The 18,686-nt window shown below is 27.6% G+C and carries 27 protein-coding genes and 1 pseudogene; 23 read left to right on the top strand and 5 right to left on the bottom strand.

Annotated features, from left to right (window positions below; genetic code table 11):
• Positions 1-194 precede the first annotated feature (194 nt).
• The 18 genes from LEQ07_RS01530 (at position 195) to LEQ07_RS01450 (ending at position 11,420) form a co-directional block, all read left to right on the top strand.
• Complete coding sequence (locus LEQ07_RS01530) at positions 195-1,871, top strand: ribonuclease J (protein WP_152650765.1); 1,677 nt, start codon at positions 195-197, stop codon at positions 1,869-1,871.
• 56 nt (positions 1,872-1,927) lie between these two features.
• On the top strand, positions 1,928-2,077 hold the full coding sequence (locus LEQ07_RS01525; protein ID WP_263329270.1) for a hypothetical protein: 150 nt from the start codon (positions 1,928-1,930) through the stop codon (positions 2,075-2,077).
• The gene (locus LEQ07_RS01520; protein WP_263329269.1) at positions 2,068-2,262 is read left to right on the top strand and encodes a YlbF family regulator; all 195 of its coding nucleotides are present in this window, start codon (positions 2,068-2,070) and stop codon (positions 2,260-2,262) included. The genes LEQ07_RS01525 and LEQ07_RS01520 overlap by 10 nt, the downstream gene beginning before the upstream one ends.
• A gap of 113 nt (positions 2,263-2,375) precedes the next feature.
• The gene (locus tag LEQ07_RS01515; protein WP_046822127.1) at positions 2,376-3,485 is read left to right on the top strand and encodes an ABC transporter ATP-binding protein; all 1,110 of its coding nucleotides are present in this window, start codon (positions 2,376-2,378) and stop codon (positions 3,483-3,485) included.
• 94 nt (positions 3,486-3,579) lie between these two features.
• Complete coding sequence (locus LEQ07_RS01510; protein ID WP_263329268.1) at positions 3,580-4,017, top strand: hypothetical protein; 438 nt, start codon at positions 3,580-3,582, stop codon at positions 4,015-4,017.
• A 56-nt stretch (positions 4,018-4,073) separates the two neighbouring features.
• A complete protein-coding gene (locus LEQ07_RS01505; RefSeq protein ID WP_021429916.1) occupies positions 4,074-4,352 on the top strand; it encodes a helix-turn-helix domain-containing protein in 279 nt (92 codons plus the stop codon).
• 93 nt (positions 4,353-4,445) lie between these two features.
• Positions 4,446-5,021: a D-alanyl-D-alanine carboxypeptidase family protein gene (locus LEQ07_RS01500; protein ID WP_263329267.1), complete on the top strand. Its 576-nt coding sequence runs from the start codon at positions 4,446-4,448 to the stop codon at positions 5,019-5,021.
• A gap of 8 nt (positions 5,022-5,029) precedes the next feature.
• Complete coding sequence (locus LEQ07_RS01495) at positions 5,030-5,605, top strand: D-alanyl-D-alanine carboxypeptidase family protein (RefSeq protein WP_263329266.1); 576 nt, start codon at positions 5,030-5,032, stop codon at positions 5,603-5,605.
• A 148-nt stretch (positions 5,606-5,753) separates the two neighbouring features.
• Positions 5,754-6,347, top strand: a complete 594-nt coding sequence (locus LEQ07_RS01490) for a site-2 protease family protein (RefSeq protein WP_021429892.1) — start codon at positions 5,754-5,756, stop codon at positions 6,345-6,347.
• A 33-nt stretch (positions 6,348-6,380) separates the two neighbouring features.
• Positions 6,381-6,956, top strand: coding sequence for a segregation and condensation protein A (locus LEQ07_RS01485; protein ID WP_263329265.1), 576 nt, complete (start codon positions 6,381-6,383; stop codon positions 6,954-6,956).
• Entirely contained in the window at positions 6,953-7,105 is a 153-nt protein-coding gene (locus tag LEQ07_RS22330) for a hypothetical protein (RefSeq protein WP_334307493.1), read from the top strand. Before LEQ07_RS01485 ends, LEQ07_RS22330 begins: the two co-directional genes overlap by 4 nt.
• 1 nt (position 7,106) lies before the next feature.
• Entirely contained in the window at positions 7,107-7,634 is a 528-nt protein-coding gene (gene scpB, locus LEQ07_RS01480; protein ID WP_021429922.1) for an SMC-Scp complex subunit ScpB, read from the top strand.
• A gap of 67 nt (positions 7,635-7,701) precedes the next feature.
• Positions 7,702-7,947, top strand: coding sequence for a hypothetical protein (locus tag LEQ07_RS01475; RefSeq protein ID WP_263329264.1), 246 nt, complete (start codon positions 7,702-7,704; stop codon positions 7,945-7,947).
• 382 nt (positions 7,948-8,329) lie between these two features.
• Positions 8,330-8,602: a spore germination protein GerW family protein gene (locus LEQ07_RS01470; RefSeq protein WP_263329263.1), complete on the top strand. Its 273-nt coding sequence runs from the start codon at positions 8,330-8,332 to the stop codon at positions 8,600-8,602.
• Positions 8,584-8,763, top strand: coding sequence for a GerW family sporulation protein (locus tag LEQ07_RS01465; protein WP_263329408.1), 180 nt, complete (start codon positions 8,584-8,586; stop codon positions 8,761-8,763). Before LEQ07_RS01470 ends, LEQ07_RS01465 begins: the two co-directional genes overlap by 19 nt.
• A 185-nt stretch (positions 8,764-8,948) precedes the next feature.
• Positions 8,949-9,389: a MarR family winged helix-turn-helix transcriptional regulator gene (locus LEQ07_RS01460; RefSeq protein ID WP_046822131.1), complete on the top strand. Its 441-nt coding sequence runs from the start codon at positions 8,949-8,951 to the stop codon at positions 9,387-9,389.
• A gap of 78 nt (positions 9,390-9,467) precedes the next feature.
• A complete protein-coding gene (locus LEQ07_RS01455) occupies positions 9,468-10,901 on the top strand; it encodes a leucyl aminopeptidase (RefSeq protein WP_263329262.1) in 1,434 nt (477 codons plus the stop codon).
• A 246-nt stretch (positions 10,902-11,147) separates the two neighbouring features.
• Positions 11,148-11,420, top strand: coding sequence for a hypothetical protein (locus LEQ07_RS01450; protein ID WP_263329260.1), 273 nt, complete (start codon positions 11,148-11,150; stop codon positions 11,418-11,420).
• A gap of 364 nt (positions 11,421-11,784) precedes the next feature.
• Here LEQ07_RS01450 and LEQ07_RS01445 read toward each other — a convergent pair whose 3' ends face one another.
• Positions 11,785-12,456, bottom strand: a complete 672-nt coding sequence (locus LEQ07_RS01445) for a TMEM164 family acyltransferase (RefSeq protein WP_046822355.1) — start codon at positions 12,454-12,456, stop codon at positions 11,785-11,787.
• 205 nt (positions 12,457-12,661) lie between these two features.
• On the opposite strand from LEQ07_RS01445, the gene LEQ07_RS01440 reads away from it, so the two are divergent.
• Together LEQ07_RS01440 and LEQ07_RS01435 are read left to right on the top strand one after the other, a co-directional pair.
• Positions 12,662-13,618, top strand: coding sequence for a 2Fe-2S iron-sulfur cluster-binding protein (locus LEQ07_RS01440; RefSeq protein ID WP_046822356.1), 957 nt, complete (start codon positions 12,662-12,664; stop codon positions 13,616-13,618).
• 30 nt (positions 13,619-13,648) lie between these two features.
• Positions 13,649-14,440 carry an FAD-dependent oxidoreductase gene (locus LEQ07_RS01435; protein WP_332842830.1) on the top strand — a complete coding sequence of 264 codons (792 nt, stop codon included), beginning with the start codon at positions 13,649-13,651 and terminating at the stop codon, positions 14,438-14,440.
• Here the strand turns inward: LEQ07_RS01435 and LEQ07_RS19975 are convergent.
• The 4 genes from LEQ07_RS19975 to LEQ07_RS01420 are packed head-to-tail and all read right to left on the bottom strand — an operon-like array spanning position 14,417 to position 16,979.
• Positions 14,417-14,785 (bottom strand): hypothetical protein, encoded by a 369-nt coding sequence (locus LEQ07_RS19975; protein WP_317851980.1) that lies wholly within the window; start codon positions 14,783-14,785, stop codon positions 14,417-14,419. The genes LEQ07_RS01435 and LEQ07_RS19975 overlap by 24 nt on opposite strands.
• Before the next feature lie 17 nt (positions 14,786-14,802).
• Positions 14,803-16,062, bottom strand: coding sequence for a recombinase family protein (locus LEQ07_RS01430; RefSeq protein ID WP_317851979.1), 1,260 nt, complete (start codon positions 16,060-16,062; stop codon positions 14,803-14,805).
• A 20-nt stretch (positions 16,063-16,082) separates the two neighbouring features.
• The gene (locus LEQ07_RS01425; protein WP_263329258.1) at positions 16,083-16,529 is read right to left on the bottom strand and encodes an ImmA/IrrE family metallo-endopeptidase; all 447 of its coding nucleotides are present in this window, start codon (positions 16,527-16,529) and stop codon (positions 16,083-16,085) included.
• 42 nt (positions 16,530-16,571) lie between these two features.
• Positions 16,572-16,979 carry a helix-turn-helix domain-containing protein gene (locus tag LEQ07_RS01420; protein WP_263329256.1) on the bottom strand — a complete coding sequence of 136 codons (408 nt, stop codon included), beginning with the start codon at positions 16,977-16,979 and terminating at the stop codon, positions 16,572-16,574.
• A 168-nt stretch (positions 16,980-17,147) separates the two neighbouring features.
• On the opposite strand from LEQ07_RS01420, the gene LEQ07_RS01415 reads away from it, so the two are divergent.
• The 3 genes and pseudogenes from LEQ07_RS01415 to LEQ07_RS01405 all read left to right on the top strand — a co-directional run bounded on the left by LEQ07_RS01415 (position 17,148) and on the right by LEQ07_RS01405 (position 18,426).
• Positions 17,148-17,366, top strand: a complete 219-nt coding sequence (locus tag LEQ07_RS01415) for a helix-turn-helix transcriptional regulator (protein ID WP_142730421.1) — start codon at positions 17,148-17,150, stop codon at positions 17,364-17,366.
• Positions 17,367-17,383: 17 nt separating this feature from the next.
• Positions 17,384-18,195: pseudogene (locus LEQ07_RS01410) on the top strand (phage antirepressor KilAC domain-containing protein).
• Positions 18,196-18,267: 72 nt separating this feature from the next.
• A complete protein-coding gene (locus LEQ07_RS01405) occupies positions 18,268-18,426 on the top strand; it encodes a hypothetical protein (protein ID WP_168932135.1) in 159 nt (52 codons plus the stop codon).
• Positions 18,427-18,686: the final 260 nt, after the last annotated feature.

The following is an 18,686-nucleotide window of genomic DNA, read 5'->3' as shown; positions in this document are numbered from 1 at the left end:
ATAGCAAAATAATTATAGTTTGTCAAAACAATACGGTAAATGTATTTTAAATATATCTTAAAATATAGTTCAACTTGTGATACAATTATAATAACTGGTAAAGAGTGCGTGATTTGATATTATTTGTATGTTCGTTAAGGAACGTTTAAAAAGTGAGATTTAAAAAGTGCGAAAAGTTAGGACAAAAGGAGATGATGCAATTGTTCAAAAAGAGTTTGAATAAAATTAAAGTTATGGCTCTGGGAGGGCTAAACGAAATCGGAAAAAACATGACTGTTATTGAATATAAAGATGAGATTATCGTTATAGATTCAGGGTTAAGTTTTCCAGAAGAAGAGATGCTAGGGGTAGATATAGTTATACCAGATGTAACTTACTTAGTGAAGAATAAGGACAGAGTTAAGGGAATATTTATAACTCATGGTCATGAGGACCATATCGGAGCATTACCATATGTATTAAAAAAGATAAATGTTCCAGTATATGCTTCTAAATTAACGGTAGGGCTTATACAAGTAAAATTAAAAGAGCATAAATTAAATAATGTAAATTTAAATGTTATAACTCCAGGTCAAGTTATAAACCTTAAAAACTTTGAAGTAGAGTTTTTAAAAGTAAATCATAGTATACCAGATGCTTGTGCAATAGCAGTTCATACTGATCAAGGAATAATATTCCATACAGGGGACTTCAAAATAGACCTAACTCCTATAGATGGAGAAGTAATGGATTTTCAAAGAATATGTGAATTAAGCAAAAAAGGCGTATTATTAATGCTTGCTGATAGTACAAACATTGAAAGACCAGGATATAACCCATCAGAAAGAACTGTAGGAACAGGACTTGATGGATTATTTGCAAAGGCTAACAACAGCAGAATAATAGTTGCAACATTTGCTTCTAATATACACAGATTACAACAAATTGTTAATGCTGCTCAAAAATTTGGAAGAAAAGTTGCTGTATCAGGAAGATCTATGGTTAACGTTATGGGTGTAGCAAGAGAATTAGGCTATATAGACATAGATGATGAAATGATAATAGATTTAAATGATATTCATAGATATGAAGATAATGAATTAGTTATAATAACAACTGGATCTCAAGGAGAACCTATGTCAGCACTTGCTAGAATGGCATCAGCTGAACATAAAAAAGTAGAAATAAGACAAGGTGATTTAGTAATAATATCAGCACATCCAATACCAGGGAATGAAAAACTTATTTCTAAAGTTGTAAACTGTTTATTTGAAAAAGGTGCAGAAGTTGTTTATGATGATGCAGCTGATATACACGTTTCAGGTCATGCTAGACAAGAAGAATTAAAATTAATGCATAGATTAGTAGCTCCTAAGTTCTTCATGCCTGCTCATGGTGAGTTCAGAATGTTAAAGAAACATGCAGAGGTAGCAGAAGATTTAGGGATGCCAAGTCAAAATATATTTGTAATGAAAACAGGTGAAGTTTTAGAATTAGATAAAACTTCAGCAAAAGTTGCTTCACATGTACCAACTGGAAATGTATTAGTTGATGGACTTGGAGTTGGAGATGTAGGAAACATAGTTTTAAGAGATAGAAAGCATTTATCAGAAGATGGATTAATGATAGTTGTAGTTACAATATCTAAAGAAGATGGAAAAGTTTTAGCAGGGCCAGACATAATATCTAGAGGATTTGTATATGTAAGAGAATCTGAGGACTTAATGGATGGAGCTAAAACTGTTATAAAGAATGTTTTAATAGCTTGTGAACAAAGTCATATAAAAGAATGGGCTTACTTAAAAAATAATATAAAGGATAACTTAAAAGAGTACTTATATCAAAGAACTAAGAGAAATCCTATGATACTTCCTATTATAATGGAGGTATAAAACAGAAAGATTGAATATAATATATTATATTCAATCTTTTTTTTAGGAGGAAAAGTATGGGGGTATATGAAAGTACTACAAAACTTGCGAGTGATATAAAGGACAGTAAAGAGTATAAGGAATTTAGAAAGTATATGAAAGTTATAAGATCTAATCCAAACTATGAATTAACTTTAATAATCATAAAAAAATTGAAATGGATATAAGATCTAAAAAATTAAGAGGAGTAAAATTAGATAGTAAAACATTAAAGATATCACAAGATTTAAGGAAACAAATATCTGCTAATAAAGATTTAAAAAGTTATTTAGAATGTGAACAAAAATTTACAACCATGATGGATAAAATAAATAAAATTTTAGCATCTGCAGTATATGAAGATTACGAATAAATAGGTCTTCTTGTACAAATTGAACGAAATTATTCAGGCAATCTGACCATATATATGAAACGTTTTTAATATATACTTAAACTATATTAAATATGGTTTGGGGGAGATTAAAAATGGCAGAGGTAATTTTAAAAAATATAGGTAAGTCATATGATAATGGTTATGAAGCAGTAAAAGATGTAAATATAGATATAGAAGACAAAGAATTTGTTGTTTTAGTAGGGCCATCTGGCTGTGGAAAGTCTACAACACTTAGAATGATAGCAGGTCTTGAAGAAATATCATCAGGGGAGTTATATATAGGAAATAAAATAGTAAACGATGTGGCACCAAAAGATAGAGATATAGCTATGGTTTTCCAAAACTATGCACTATATCCGCATCTAAGCGTATATGAGAATATGGCATTTGCGCTTAAACTAAGAAAGATGCCAAAATCTGAAATAGATGCTAAAGTTAGAGAAGCTGCAAGAATACTAGACTTAGAAAAAGTTTTAGATAGGAAACCAAAGGCATTATCAGGTGGACAAAGACAAAGGGTTGCGCTAGGAAGAGCGATAGTAAGAAATCCTAAGGTGTTCTTAATGGATGAACCATTATCAAACTTAGATGCTAAGCTTAGAACTGCAATGAGAACTGAAATTACAAAATTACACAAAAAACTTGGAACAACATTTATATATGTAACACATGACCAAGTAGAAGCTATGACTATGGCGGATAGAATAGTTATAATGAAAGATGGAGTTATTCAACAAATAGATACTCCACAACACGTATATGATAATCCAGATAATATGTTCGTTGCAGGATTTATAGGAGCTCCTCAAATGAACTTAATAGATTGTAATATATCTGAAGAAAATGATGTTGTTTTCGCAAATGCTAAAGATCTTAAAGTAGCGTTAGACAAAACAAAAGCGGATATATTAAAGAAAAATGGTTATATAGGTAAAGAAGTTGTATTAGGAATAAGACCAGAAGACATTCATATAGAAGATATATTTATAGATAACAGCCAAGATACAATATTTAATGCTACAGTAGAAATAAGTGAGCTTATGGGGGCAGAAGTATATGCATACTTAACTGTTGGAGGTAAGAGTATAACTTCAAGATTTGATTCAAGATACAATGTTAAATACGGTCAGAATTTAAAATTAGCTCTAGATAAAAATAAAGTTCATCTATTTGATAAAGAAACTACTAATGCAATAAGATAGTAAACTATTTAAAAGCTGAGAAACTAAGAGTATATTTTGGTTTCTCAGCTTTTGTTTTATAATATATATAAGTAAACTAAAAATAAGAGGTGGGATGGTGAAGGATTTAATAGAGTTTTTTGAAAGTCAATTGGGGAAAAAGATTAATTTATACAAATATAATAAAAATGACATTTTAAAAGAAAATCATCAAGTTGTAGTTTGGGACAATCAAAAGTATGTTATTGAACTTATAGAAGAGAATAATATCAATAATTTAAAAGGAAATTTTTATTTGATATATCAAAAGAATGTAAATAAGACTTTATTAAATGAGATTTTAACTACTCTATATGAAGATGTGAATATAGTAAACTATAAAGGAAATTTTATATTAAATACAAATAATATAGACTTAATAAATAAGTATACCCCTCAAATCATAGAGACTGAATCTTATGAAAAGACATACATAATAAATTTAGGAGAAATTAAAAGTAAAGATGAGTTTGATATTAAGCTAGATTTGACTAAAAAATTAAAAAATACATAGCAATTGAAAATAGTGATAGGAAATATTTTGATATATTTGATTTAGCTTTATATAATATGATTGAGCTATGTGGAACTGATATTATATATAAAAATTTATTTGATTATAATTTAATTGATAAGATAGATAATTTAGTTTTAGAAACTGGAATAGCTTTTATAGAAAATGGATTTAACATATCCAAGACATCTAACAATATATATTTGCATAGAAATACGTTAATATATAGACTAGAAAAAATTAAAGATATATTGGGAATGGATATAAAAAACTTTAATGAAGCTTGCATATACTATATAATTGTAAAGAATTATTTGGTAAACAAAACCATATAAAAACCTTATAATTGATGTTTATTAAAATACTCGCATAAATTTAGGCAAAATGTGAAAAAATAGTATCAAATAAAACATCAAGAGGTGAAATTAATGAGACGATTTACTAGTGTAGTTTTAGCTATTATGATGGTTTTTATGTCTTTTAGCTTTACAGCTTTTGCAGATGATAAAAAAGCTAATACATCTATGGAATTATCATCTAAATCAGCTATACTAATGGATGTAGGAAGTGGACAAATATTATTTGAAAAAAATTCACATGAGAAACTTCCTCCAGCAAGTGTTACAAAAGTAATGACAATGTTACTTGTAGTTGAAGCTTTAGATAGTGGAAAGATAAAGTTAGATGACCAGGTTCAAATAAGTGAAAGAGCATCGGAAATGGGTGGAAGTCAGATTTTCTTAGAACCAGGAGAAACTCAAAAGGTTGATGATTTACTAAAAGGTATAGCAGTTGCTTCTGCAAACGATGCATGTGTAGCTATGGCTGAGTTCATAGGAGGAAGTGAAGAAGAGTTTATTGGTATGATGAATGATAAAGCAAAAGAATTGGGAATGAAAGATACTCATTTTGCTAACACTAACGGATTACCAGTAGACAATCACTATACATCAGCACATGATATAGCTTTAATGTCTAAAGAATTATTAAAGCATGAAAAATAACTAAATATTTGACAACTTGGATGGACAAAATAGTAGTTGGTAAAAAACAAGTATCTATAGGTCTTGCTAATACTAATAAAATGATTAAACACTATCAAGGAGCAACTGGTGTAAAAACAGGGTTTACTCAAGAAGCAAAATATTGTTTATCTGCATCAGCTAAAAGAGGAGAGACACATTTAGTAGCAGCAACTTTAGGTGCACCTACAACGCAAGAAAGATTTAAAGATGCATCATCTCTTTTAAGTTATGGATTTGCGAACTATGAAAGTGTTAAACTATGCTCTAGAGGAGATGCTATAGCTACACTAAAATTAGATAAAGCTGAAGAAAATAAAGTTAACTTAGTTGCAAAAGAAGATTTAACAGCTCTTATCAAAAAAGGTGAAAGCAAAGATTTTACTAAAAAGATACAAGTTTGTGAAAATATAAAAATGCCAGTTAAAAAAGGTACTAAATTAGGAACTATAAACATTTATAAAGGAAACAATCAAGTAGGTAAAGTTGATCTTGTAAATGAAAAAGATATAAATAAAGCAAGTTACTTTAGAATGTTTGAAAGAGTAATAGATAACATGTTTTAAAAGGCCTAGATAAACTAGGTCTTTTTTTCGCTTACTAAAATAATCTAAGTAAAATCTTTAAGTATAAGATTTTTATCAATGATAATTTGATTATAAACATAGATATTGTTATAATAATATTAAAACTTAAAAAATAGGAGAAAATTGAATGAATATGTTAAGTCAGTTTTTGGTAACTGCAGTAGGAATAGCAGTTGCTATATCTGTTCATGAATTTGGACATGCATATGTAGCTCATCTTCTAGGAGATGATACTGCAAAAATGAGCGGAAGAATGACGTTAGATCCATTAAAACATCTGGATCCATTAGGACTTATAATGCTTATAATTGCAAGATTCGGGTGGGCAAAGCCAGTTCCTGTAAATCCAAATAATTTTAAAAATTATAAGGTTGGGAATTTAATAGTTTCTTTAGCAGGGCCAGCATTTAACCTGTTGACTGCTATAATATTTGCAAACCTTATGAGATTTGCTAATATTGAAGCAATATTAATTATATTTAATGCTATAGTTTCGTATTGTATAGGATTTGCAGCATTTAACCTATTACCATTGCCACCACTTGATGGATGGGGAATAATATCTACATTTATACCACTTAAATATTATGATGTTGCTTATAAGTATGAAAGTATGAGTACATTTATATTTATACTTTTAATATTAACTAATTTCCATTTAATAATATTAAATCCTATAGTAAATGTATTATATAGTATAGTGGCTACATTTATAATTTAAATGGTAAATTTATACTAAAAACCGAGGTAATTTATGAAATATAGTGTACAACTTAAGGTATATGAAGGACCTCTAGATCTTTTATATGATCTTATAGCAAAGCATAAAATAGATATAAAGGATATATCTATAATAGAGATAACTAAACAATATTTAGCATACTTAGATATGCTTGAAGAATTTGATTTAGAAATAGCAAGTGAATTTATAATAATGGCATCGAAGCTTTTACAAATAAAATCTAAATACTTACTATACAAGCAAAGAAATGATGAAGAAGAGGAAGATCCTAGACTTGAACTTATGGAAAAGCTTGTGGAGTATAAAAAGTTTAAAAATGCTACAGAAGATTTAAAAAGTAATGTTACTTACATAGAAGATGTATTTTATAGAAAGAAAGAAGAGGTAGTAGTTGAAGAAAATTTAGACTTAGAAACAATATCTCTAGATTCTATAGTAAAAATACTTCCTCATATATTAAAAGTAAAAAAAGATGAATTAGAAGAAGTAAAAGATGAAAAGTTAAACAAGATTGTTAGAACTCGTATTATATCTGTAGAAGAAAAGATGCACTATGTTAGAGATATCATGAAAGAAAAGAAAATATAAGATTTACAAACCTTATAGATACATATGAAAAAGATGAAATAATAGCAACTTTTTTATCGGTTTTAGAACTTATAAAAACAAATGAAATAATGGTTGTTCAAGACTTATTCTTTGAAGATATCTTAATAAAGAGGAATATGGAGAGTTAATATGAGACGTGATGAAATAAAAAATATTATAGAAGCTATAATGTTTGCATATAGCGAACCTATAAGTATAAAAGATTTGAATAATGCTATAAACGAAGAACTTTCTTCTAAAGAAATTGAGATAATGTTAAACAGCTTAATTGAAGATTATAAAGAAAACAACAGGGGTATTCAAATTATTAAATTACAAGATAAATATCAAATGTGTACAAATAAAGATTACGCAGAGTTTGTAAAAAATATATTAGAACCAAAAAGAAAGAAAACTTTAAGTCAAGCAACTTTAGAAACTTTAACAATTATCGCATATAAGCAACCTATAACAAAGGTTGAAATAGAAGAAATAAGAGGGGTCAAAAGTGATAAGGTTGTACAAACACTTCTTGAAAATGACCTTATATATGAAGCGGGAAGATTAGATAGAATTGGTAAACCTATAATTTATAAAACTACTAATGAGTTTTTAAAATTATTAAATATAGAAAAACTAGAGGATTTGCCATCTATAGAAAAATATGAAAACGAATAAATTTTAAAATAGTAGATGATATAAAATATTTATTTATCATCTACTATTTTTGCATACTTTTGAAAAAATGGAAAATAATATAAATATGAACTATAAAGATTTAATGAGTATTTTATTTATTTCTATTGTAGTAGGAATACCAATTCTATTTTTTATTTTAAATAGTAGGATTCATGTAATCGTAACAGCTGATATAGATAATAAAAATACAGAGATAAGGGTATCACTTAGATACTTTTTTAATTTAATCCATATAACAAAAACTGTTTATCCTATAAGTAAGCCAAAAGAAGAAAAGAAAAATAAAAAATAAGGAGAGTAAAAGTAAATCTAAAAAATAAAATTACAAATGATCCAATTAGAAAATTTGCGAGCTTTATACCGAACTGTTAAGAAAGTTCAAATAAGCGAAGTATATTCTAATTTATCATATGGAAGTGAAAATATAAATTTTACTTCTTTTATATACGTCTTAATAAATATTTTATATGGAAATGTAAGTAATTATTTTGATTCAGAAAAAATGTATTTAAAAGTAACACCCTGCTATACTCAAAACTTCATAAAGTATAAAGGTGTTTTACATATAAGACCTACCATGAAGGATATAGTAGTTTTAATTAAGGGAGTTTATAAAATATATATTGATATAAAAGTATATAAAAAAGTAAAATATAATGAGGAGTGTGAAGTGGATGAGATCGGCAAGTTCAATAAAGAGTATAATGGATACAACTCTTGATTCAATTAGGACAACTATTGATGCAAATACTATTATTGGAGATCCAATTAGAACAGAAACAACAGTAGTAGTTCCTATATCTAAGGTTACAATAGGATTTGGTATAGGTGGAGGCGAGTATTCAAGAGGACAATGTGAAAGACAAGGTGAAAAAAAGAAGTACAAAACACAGATGATTCAAACTTTGCAGGAGGAAGTGCAGGTGCGATATCACTTCAACCAGTAGCATTTGTAGTAGTTGAAAATGGAGAAACAAGACTTATGAGTTTAGATCATAATATAAATATGGTTGATAATATATTAAGTGTTACACCTAAAATACTAGAAAAAATTCAAAAACTAAAAATAATGATTGTGAAAACAAGGATAAAAAGAATGTTAAAATAAAGGATAAAAGCTATAGAAAAAGGTTAATTAATTTCTATAGCTTTTATTGTTTTAAAAATATTTTATAATTTAATCATTTGTTACTTAAAAAATTAGAAAAACAATAGTATAATACATATAAGACAAGTTAATTTTTAGGGTTAAATTAAACTGTCAGGGTTTTAAATTATAGGAGAGGTGAGCATATGGAAAATAAAGAAATATCAAAATTATTGATACAAAGTATGAATAATTATCAAAATTTGATTAAAGCAACAAATACTGATAGATATAAAAAAGGTAAAGTATTAACAAAGAAACAATTTTTTACTTTGGTTGAAATTCAAAAGCGTGAAAAAATAGAGTTAAAGAATTTAAGTAAAGAGTTATATGTCTCAACATCTAGCTTATGTATACTTTTAAACAAGCTAGTAGAGTTAGGATATGTTTATAGAGAAGAAGATTCTAAAGATAGAAGAAACACTTTCTATGGTATAACAGAAGAAGGTGAAGTTGTAGTTAATACAGAAATAGAAAAGTTTATGCAGATAGTAAATGATAAAATAGATAAGTTAGATTTAGAAAAGAAAAAAGAACTTGAAGGAAGTTTACAAAAAACTATTAATATAATGAAAGAAATAATATAGCTTATGTAGAATAAATTTATAGTGTAGATATTTACAAAGTGGGTAAGTATCTATTATAAATTTATTTGGAGGTATATTATGAGTATAAAGATTGCAAATGAAAAAAAATTGATACAAGAAAATGATTTAAGTATATTTTTTATAGACAGTAATAAAAAAGTTGAATTTAAAGAAAAGGCTTTAGAAGCTTTAAAAGAAGAATTTGAACCTACTTGTTGTAATATAGAATTAAATAAAGTATATACAGAAGATAAATTTTTAAACGTAATGTTTGTTGGATTAGGAAATGATGAAAACTTATCTATGGATGAAATAAGAAATATTGGTGGAGACATATCAAGAAAATTGAAAAAAATGAAATCTAAAAAGGTAAGTTTTTTAAATATAGAAGAGTACTTAAATAAAGATCATGTAAAAGCTTTAGTAGAAGGTCTTGAATTAGGGGCATATGATTTTAATAAGTATATTACAAGTAATGAAACTGATAAAGAAATAATAATAAATTTAGGCTTAAATGAAAACTTCATAGAGAGTATAAATGAAGGTGAATTACTTGCACAAATGACATTAGTATCAAGAAGCTTAGTGAATGAACCAGCAAATGTTATATACCCAGCAACTCTAGCTTATGAAGTTATAGAATTAGGTAAAACGTTTGGCTTTGAAACCGAAATATATGGTAAGCAAGACATTGAAAATTTAGGAATGGATGCATTCTTATCAGTAGCTAAAGGTTCTGATAAAGAGCCTAAACTTATAGTTATGAGATACTTTGGAGATAAAAATAGTGAAGATGTATTAGGCTTAGTTGGAAAAGGATTAACATATGATTCAGGGGGATACTCTATAAAACCTACAAACTCTATGGTTGATATGAAAACAGACATGGGTGGAGCAGGCGCTGTAATTGGAGCTATGTGTGGTATTGCAAAAGCTAAACTTAATAAAAATGTTATAGCTGTAGTAGCTGCTTGTGAGAATTTAATTTCTGGAAATGCATATAAGCCAGGAGATATAATAAATTCAATGGGCAAAAAGACAATAGAAATTTTAAATACAGATGCAGAAGGTAGATTAACTTTGATAGATGCTGTTTATTACGCTATAAACAAAGAAAAGGTTAATAAAGTTGTAGACATAGCTACATTAACAGGAGCCGCTGTAGTAGCCCTTGGAGATGTTGCAACACCTGTATTAACTAATAATGAAGAATTCTATACTTTATTATATGAAGCAGCAAAAACATCAGGTGAAAAAATATGGAGAATGCCAGTATTTGATGAATATAAAAAAGTTTTAAAAGGTAAGCAAGCTGATTTAAACAATAGTCCTGGTAGAGATGGTGGTTGTATAACTGCTGGATTATTTATAGGAGAATTTGTAGGAGATACTCCTTGGATTCATATGGATATAGCAGGAACTAGTGTTAGTTCTAAGGACAGTGGATACAAATCTAAAGGGGCTACTGGAGAAGGAGCAAGAACTTTATATAATTTAGCAAAACTAGTTTAAAAGATTTCTTAATTTTTCTTAAGTTGATACAATCTAGGTAAATTGTGGTATAATTAAATTAACCTAAGATTTTAAATTTTCTTCTTACATACTAAAGTATATGTTTACTCGCCTAGTGGCGAGTTTTTTTTTGACAAATGTAGAAATCAAGTTTTTTGCTTATTAATCTGAAAATTAAGAAAAAAGATAGTTTATATGTGATATAATTAATATATATAAATATTTTAAATTCAGTGGGGTGAATTTATGGGGGATAGTAAGAAAAGTTTTAAAGATGAAAATTTTATTATTTACACTGGTATGGTAAAGTATATAAGAAATTTAAAGATGCTTGAAAGTCATAAAAGAGACATAAGTCAAAAGGTTTATAACTTGTATATAAATTTAAGCAATAAAAATACTAGCTTAGAGAAATATATAGTTAACCCTAAGGAGTTTTGTGATACTATATGCAAAGATTATATAATGAATACACCTATTTATGCTGTGTATTTAGAGACTATCAAAAACTTTCACTAGTAATAGCAATAATGGCGTTATTTTGTGACTTGGTTTTAGACAAACCATTAGTTAGCAAATATTTTGTATATATATTGGTTGGTGCTTTTTTATTTCAATATTATTAACATACCTGAAGCTTTATAGATCAGAAAAGTATGGTTTAGAAGAAGAACCACTTAATATAAAATTTTATATAACACTAGTGCATTGATTTTAATAATTCCAATTTTTATATGGAAAAATAAAATATTAGAAAATGGAAAAATTAGTATGGTTTCATAGGATTAATTTCATAGGTATGTTTTATAAGTTCTTATATAGTTAAAAAAAGTAAAAATAATATAGATAAAAAAATAAGTTATAAGAGTACTATTTAATACTCTTATAACTTATTTTTTCGTTTAAATTTAAAATCAATACTATTATTATCTTTAATTAATGTAGGTAAATAAATTAAAGATGTAATAAATGTGAATAATAATATGCTATAAAAATTAGCATTTGAAAAACTATAATCATAATTAGCATTAGTGAATTGATTTAATAAAAAAGTAAATAAGAAAAATAAAGAACATGCTTTTATATTATCTACTATACATCTAGAATTTACATAAAACTTTCTGACTCCAACTAAATAAACTAAAGAATATAAAAGTAATAATCTGGATGCTATATAAAAGAAATAAAGAATATGTGGAAACTCAAAATATAAATCTTTAAAAAATATTAAGTCGCCTATAGAACAAACTATACTCCATGAGAAAAATACATTAAATAAATGATATTTTTTAAAAAGAAAAATAGCGATACACAAATATATTGTTATGCTTGTTATGTTTATCGGAAGTGTGTAAAAAACATTATAACTTCCTAAAGAAATTAAACATATTTGTTCTAGTATAATTATGAATACAAATGATAGGCATATAATTTTTTCTACTAAATAGCTGTATGGAAGTAAATTTTTAGTTAGCTTAGGCAATAAGAATAAGAAGATAGCTACACAAAGTAGAATTATTAGATGTTCATTAGAAAAAACAAAATTAGAATTCATAAACTCCCCCCTAACTATTTATAAGCAAGTTTAAATATGTAATCATGTCCTTTTATACATTATATTCCAAAGTAGTAGTTATGATATATAGTTTTTTAAAATTTATATAAATATTTAATTGTAACAAAATAAAAATTAGATAATAAATTAATACTATAGCAGTTAAAAATTAGACATTTAAAAATCATCTAAAGGAAGTGGTCTTTTGAAAAGAATAAGCATACAACCATGTGCTGATTGTGGAAGCAAATACTGTCCGTGTCATTTAGCATATTCAGGAGATTGTATTCAATGTAGTTTAATACAAGGCAGTAAAACTTGTGATTGTATTTGGCAGGGGGTTTGCGTATACAATGAATTGCAGCATAATCGAAATGCAGCTTGCAACGAAAAAAAAGATGTTTTATGTGATGTTGTAACAAAAAAAGAATTAAAAGAGGATATATATTTACTAGAGATAAGAACGCCTAAAATTCTATTAGAAGAACTATTAAATCCCGGTTCTTATATATTATTAAGATGCAAAGACCAAATTGACTCAAGATACAATGTACCTATATCTGTTATGGATATAGATGTTGAAAATGAAATTTTAAAAGTAATAATTAAAGAGGTTGGACATAAGACTAAATCGTTATTAAGTTTTGATAAAGTATGGGTAAGAGGTCCATACTTAAATGGGGTATTAGGACTTAAGGAGTTTAAACTTACAACAAATAGTAATGTAGCGGTAATATTAAGTGGGTTATCTCAAGTAAATGCACCTAAAATAATTAAGTATATCTTAAAAAACAATAATCATGTAGAAGTATTTGTAGACACTAGAAGAACTATTTTAGATGAAGTTATAGATAAAATAAAAGAGTTAAATGTTAATATCCACTTCATAAATATAAAAGAAGATGAAGAGTTAATTAAAGACTATATAAGAAGAAATAATGTAGAGCTTGTGTATAGTGGCGGATTTAATTCTTTTAATAAGGAAATCATGAAACTGGTTGATAGTGTTGACGAAAATATTAGATTCTCAATAGCAAATAATAATTTAATTGTATGTGGGGAAGGAATATGTGGAGGATGTACGGTTGTAATTAATGGGAAAAGAACGAAATCTTGTAAAGCTCAAATTAATGGAAGAGAGTATTTAAAAAGTTTAAAATAAATTCGTTTTAGGTTTAAGGGGGAATTTAAAGTGGCAAAAGTAGTAGTTATAGGCGGCGGATGGGCTGGTTGTGCAGCTGCAATATCTGCAAGAAAAGCAGGAGCAGAGGTTACTATCTTAGAAAGAACAGATCTTTTACTAGGGCTTGGGAATGTTGGAGGAATAATGAGAAACAATGGAAGATATACTGCAACAGAAGAAGCTATAGCCCTAGGAGCAAGTGAGTTATTTGAATTAACTGATAAGTATAGTACACACAAAGACATGGATTTTCCAGGTCATAAACATTCAACTATATACAATGTAACAGAAATTGAAAAACCTGTAAGAGAAAAAATATTAAGTATGGGCATAGAAGTAAGATTTTTCTCTAGAGTTATAGATGTAAAATTAGATGGTAAGAAAATAAAAGCTGTTGTTTTAGAAGATGGGGAGATTATAAGTGGAGACTCATTTGTAGAAACAACAGGATCTTCAGGACCTATGGGAAATTGCACTAAGTATGGTAATGGGTGTGCTATGTGTGTTTTAAGATGTCCTTCATTTGGAGGAAGAGTTAGTATAACTAGCAAGTGTGGAATAGAAGATATGTATGGAAGAAGAAACACAGGGGAGTTAGGGGCTTTTAGTGGTTCTATGAAGTTATTAAAAGAAAGTTTAAGTGAAGAAATTCAAAAAGATTTAAATGAAAAAGGTTGTGCTGTAATACCTTTACCAGAAGAACTTATAAATACAGAAAAACTTGATATAAAAGTTTGTCAACAGTACTCACTACCTGAGTTTGCTAAGAATTTAATTCTAATAGATACAGGTCATGCATGATTGTATGTATTGCGACACTTTACCAATAAAAGGAAGGGAGTCTTCTATTTTTTTACTCCCCCAAAATTCAATATCAACCTCTTGTTTTTCCCCATCCCAATTTATCTTATCAACAATCACACCGAGCATAAATTTCTTCTTATTAAAATCCTCGATACAATCGAAATAACTTTTAAATTCATTAACCGCATTTATAACTAACTCAACATTTCTAAAATCTCTTTTATTACTATCAACTTCATTAACTAAATCACTATACTTCTTATTTAGTTCTTTAATTTCTTTACCGAGCTCATTAATCTTTTCTTTGAATAAATCAGAAAGCTCATCATCAAAATCAACCATTCTTTCAAATAAACTATTTAACTGAATTTTTTAGATTTAATCTTAGCTTGTATATCTGTAATATCTTTCTCTCTAGAAGATGTAGAACTTTCACCATCATTTAAATTGGATAAAAGCATATCAGTATCGATATCCATAATACTTTCAATAATAACTTTTTCAATATCAGGACCTTTTACATTTTTATTATCACATGCAACTCCTTTTGAATTGACCTTTTTAGTACAAGTATAATAGTGGTAGTTACGACCATAAGTAACTCTCATAGGAGAACCACACTTACTACACCTAATAATACCTGTTAAAAGACCCTTCTTAGATGTTCCAAGCCTTAAACTCTTGGTATTATCCTTATTCTTATCAAGAAGCTGTTGCACGAGTAACCAATCATTACCATTTATAATTCCTTTTGAGTTACAAACCGCTGCTATCCATTCACTTTTATCTTGTTTAACACCTTTGGATTTTTTATTATAAGTAAGTATCCCACATCCATTGGGATCTCCAGACACATTGATACCTTTATTTTTTAGATAATTTAAAACTGACTCATCACTTTTAACATAGATAGGATTTCTAAGAATTTTACTTATAGTTGAAGCTGAAAATTCTTTATTTCTTTTACCAGTAAAATTTGTAGTATACATAAACGCTACAACTTGAGTAATAGAACCTAATTCAAGATACTTTCTATAAATTAATCGTATAATCTCAAGTTCTTCTTTATTTGGAATTAGTTTGCTCATTTTTCTTTCTTTAAGTTCATCATCAATATAGGATATATTTTCTGAGTTAAATCCAAGTGGAGCAGTACCACCAAGCCATCGACCACTTTTAGCAAGTTCAAGCATGTTATCTCGAACACGTTCTGCAATAGTTTCTCTTTCTAATTGAGCAAACACTGAAGCGATAAACATCATAGCTCTACCCATTGGAGTAGAAGTATCAAATTGTTCTCTAATGGATACAAAAGATATATTATACTTTTGTAAATCTTCTATAAGAGAAGAGAAGTCTGCTATATTTCTTGAAACTCTATCAAGTCTATAACAAATTAAAATATCAAATTTCTTATTTTTTGCGTCATGTAAGAGTTTTTGAAACTCAGGTCTATCTAAGTTCTTACCACTAAAACCTTCATCCTCATAAACAAAAATATCACTTTGACTAGCACCAAAATGACTTTTAGCATAATCGCTACAAAGTTGTATTTGGTTTTCTATAGATTCACCTTTACCAGTAAAAACCGACTTTCTTGAGTAAATTGCTATTTTCAATTAAAACACCTCCAACTTTGTTAAAGAGTATCATCATCTAGATTCTTTGCCTTGTAACGTACAAGATTATATGGAATACACGAGCACTTAGATATATGTTCTAAAGTGCATCCTTGGTACTTTTTAAATATATAGTCATCAAGCAAAAGTTCAGCAGCGAATAAATTTGCCTGATGTTCATATCTTTCCTTAACTGCTAAAGTATTATTACTTAAAAACAAAATATTTTCTCCCTCATGTAAAACTGCATGACCCAATTCATGAGCTGCTACTATAAGTCTATGCTCGTAAGGGAGATCACTATTTATATAAATAATTTTTTCTCCAAATATTTCTTGATAACATCCGTTTAAACCACCCCTTAATGGTTTCTCAACTAATATTATGGCTAAATAATCTATTAAATCAAATGGATTATTAGTCTTATATTTATTAATTAGATTTCTTGCCTCATATTTTATGTTCATTAAAATCTCCCCTAAATATAAAGAACTATTAACTTTATTAATTTATTTTTTTTCCCTTAGTTTTTCTTCTTGCTTTTTCTTTGCCATAGCTATACCAATTTCCATGGCTGAAAGTAAACTTTCTACTGCATCTGTATTTAAATATTCCCCATCAAACATTAAGGCGTCACTATTTTCAAGTTGGGCTTTAATATCTTCTAAAGCTTTCTTTACATCAGATTGACCCTTTTTAGATAAAGGGTTCTTTTCATCTGTTTTCCCAAATAAGTAATCAATTGAAACATTAAAGTAATCCGATAACTGACTAAGCATTTCACTCTTTGGCTCTCGAGTTCCATTTTCATATCTAGATAATGTTACCTTAGTGGTATTCAAATCGTTTGCCATTTGCTCTAAAGTAAGACCTTTTTCTTTTCTCAATTCTCTCAATCTAAAAGCTAAAGTTTCCATTTGTTCACCTCGTTTATTTATAATTATAATAAAAGTTACCTAAAAGTAAACAAAAGTAACCAAATATAATAAAAATAATATTAAATAGTATTGACTAGTTACCTAATGGTAATACAATTTAATCATAGAAAGTTACCATTTAGGTAATAATAAGGAGGGGGAGAATATTTGATTTATAAAAATAACTTAAAGGGAATTAGAGTTAGTAAAGGTTTAACACAAGAAAGTTTAGCTAGACTCATAAACATGCCAAAATCAACTTACATTAAAAAAGAAAATGAGGAAACTTTCTTTAACATAAAAGAAGCTAAAAAAATAGCAGAAGTATTAGGATTAGGGGTAGAATATATTTTTTTAAATGAGGGTTACCAAAAGGGTAATAAGTAGTAAAAGGGGGAGTAGAAATGGAGATTTTTAGAAATGAAGAGTTTGGAGAAGTAGGGGTAATAGTAGTTGATAATAAAGAATATTTCGATGCAATTGAAAGTGCTAAAATCTTAGGGTATGCAAATCCTAGAGATGCAGTGATAAGACATTGTAATAAAGAGGGTGTCGTGTTTCATGACGTAGGGGTAATTACAGGTAAAAAGAGAAATGGGGAAGATGCAATACAGTTTGTAAATAAGAAATTCATAGATGAAGCTAATTTATATAGATTAATTATTAGGTCGAAACTTAAAAGTGCTAGAAAATTTGAAAAGTGGGTATTTGAAACAGTCTTACCAAGTATAAGAAGTCATGGAGCTTATATGACTGATAATGTATTAGAAGAAGTTTTAGACAATCCAAACTTTTTAAATAGATTGATGGAAAAATTGATAGATGAAAAATCTAAAAGATGTGAAGCTGAAAGAAAAGTTGGATTATTAAAAGAAAGTATAGTAGTTAATAAGCCTTATGTTGAATTTTCTAAAACAATAAGCGAAGTAGATGGAGCAATTAGCATAGGATCTTTTGCAAAATTATTAAATAACAACAACATACCTATAGGAAGAAATAGACTTTACTTTTGGTTTAGAGAAAATGGATATTTAATAAAAAAGGGAAAAGAAAAAATACACCTAAACAAAAATACATAGATAGAGGATTATTTAAAGTTATAGAAAGAGTAGTTCAAACAGAAAGTGGAAATAAGCTAAGTGTAACACCTCTTATAACAGGGAAAGGACAGCTACACTTTTTAAAAGTTATAGAAGAAGATTACATACTGAGCTAATAACCTAGTGAATAGGACAAAACAAGATACTCATACATTTAAGTATAAGTATTTGTTTAGGGGGAGCTTAGTATGAAAGTTGTATTGCATTTACCTCAACAAGAAAACATAGAGGAATTTCAAGATAGAATGTATTCAACTCTAGCTAGGATATTAAGAGATTCATTAAAACCAGAGGAGTTGACAAGTTTAATTAACAAATTAGAAGAAGCTAAAGAAAACATAAGTTAGATAAAAAACCTCGTTAAAAATAAATACAATAAAAATAGGATTTATATAGAATAATCAAATGTTTAATCTATATAAATCCTAAGTTTAAAACATAGAAAAAATATCTAATGCAGCAATAGTAAAACTCACCACTGTATTAAATAAAGAAAAGAACTGTATTATACTATAAAGCTTATAGTTATGTATCGTATCATATAGGCTGATACATCCAATAGTCAATAAGCCTATAATACTTAAAATAATAATATCAGCAAATATAT

Source organism: Paraclostridium sp. AKS73 (genome assembly GCF_025671395.1).
Taxonomy (GTDB): domain Bacteria; phylum Bacillota; class Clostridia; order Peptostreptococcales; family Peptostreptococcaceae; genus Paraclostridium; species Paraclostridium benzoelyticum.
Note: the sequence above shows the minus strand (reverse complement) of the source record. Positions and strands in the feature narration are given on the sequence as shown.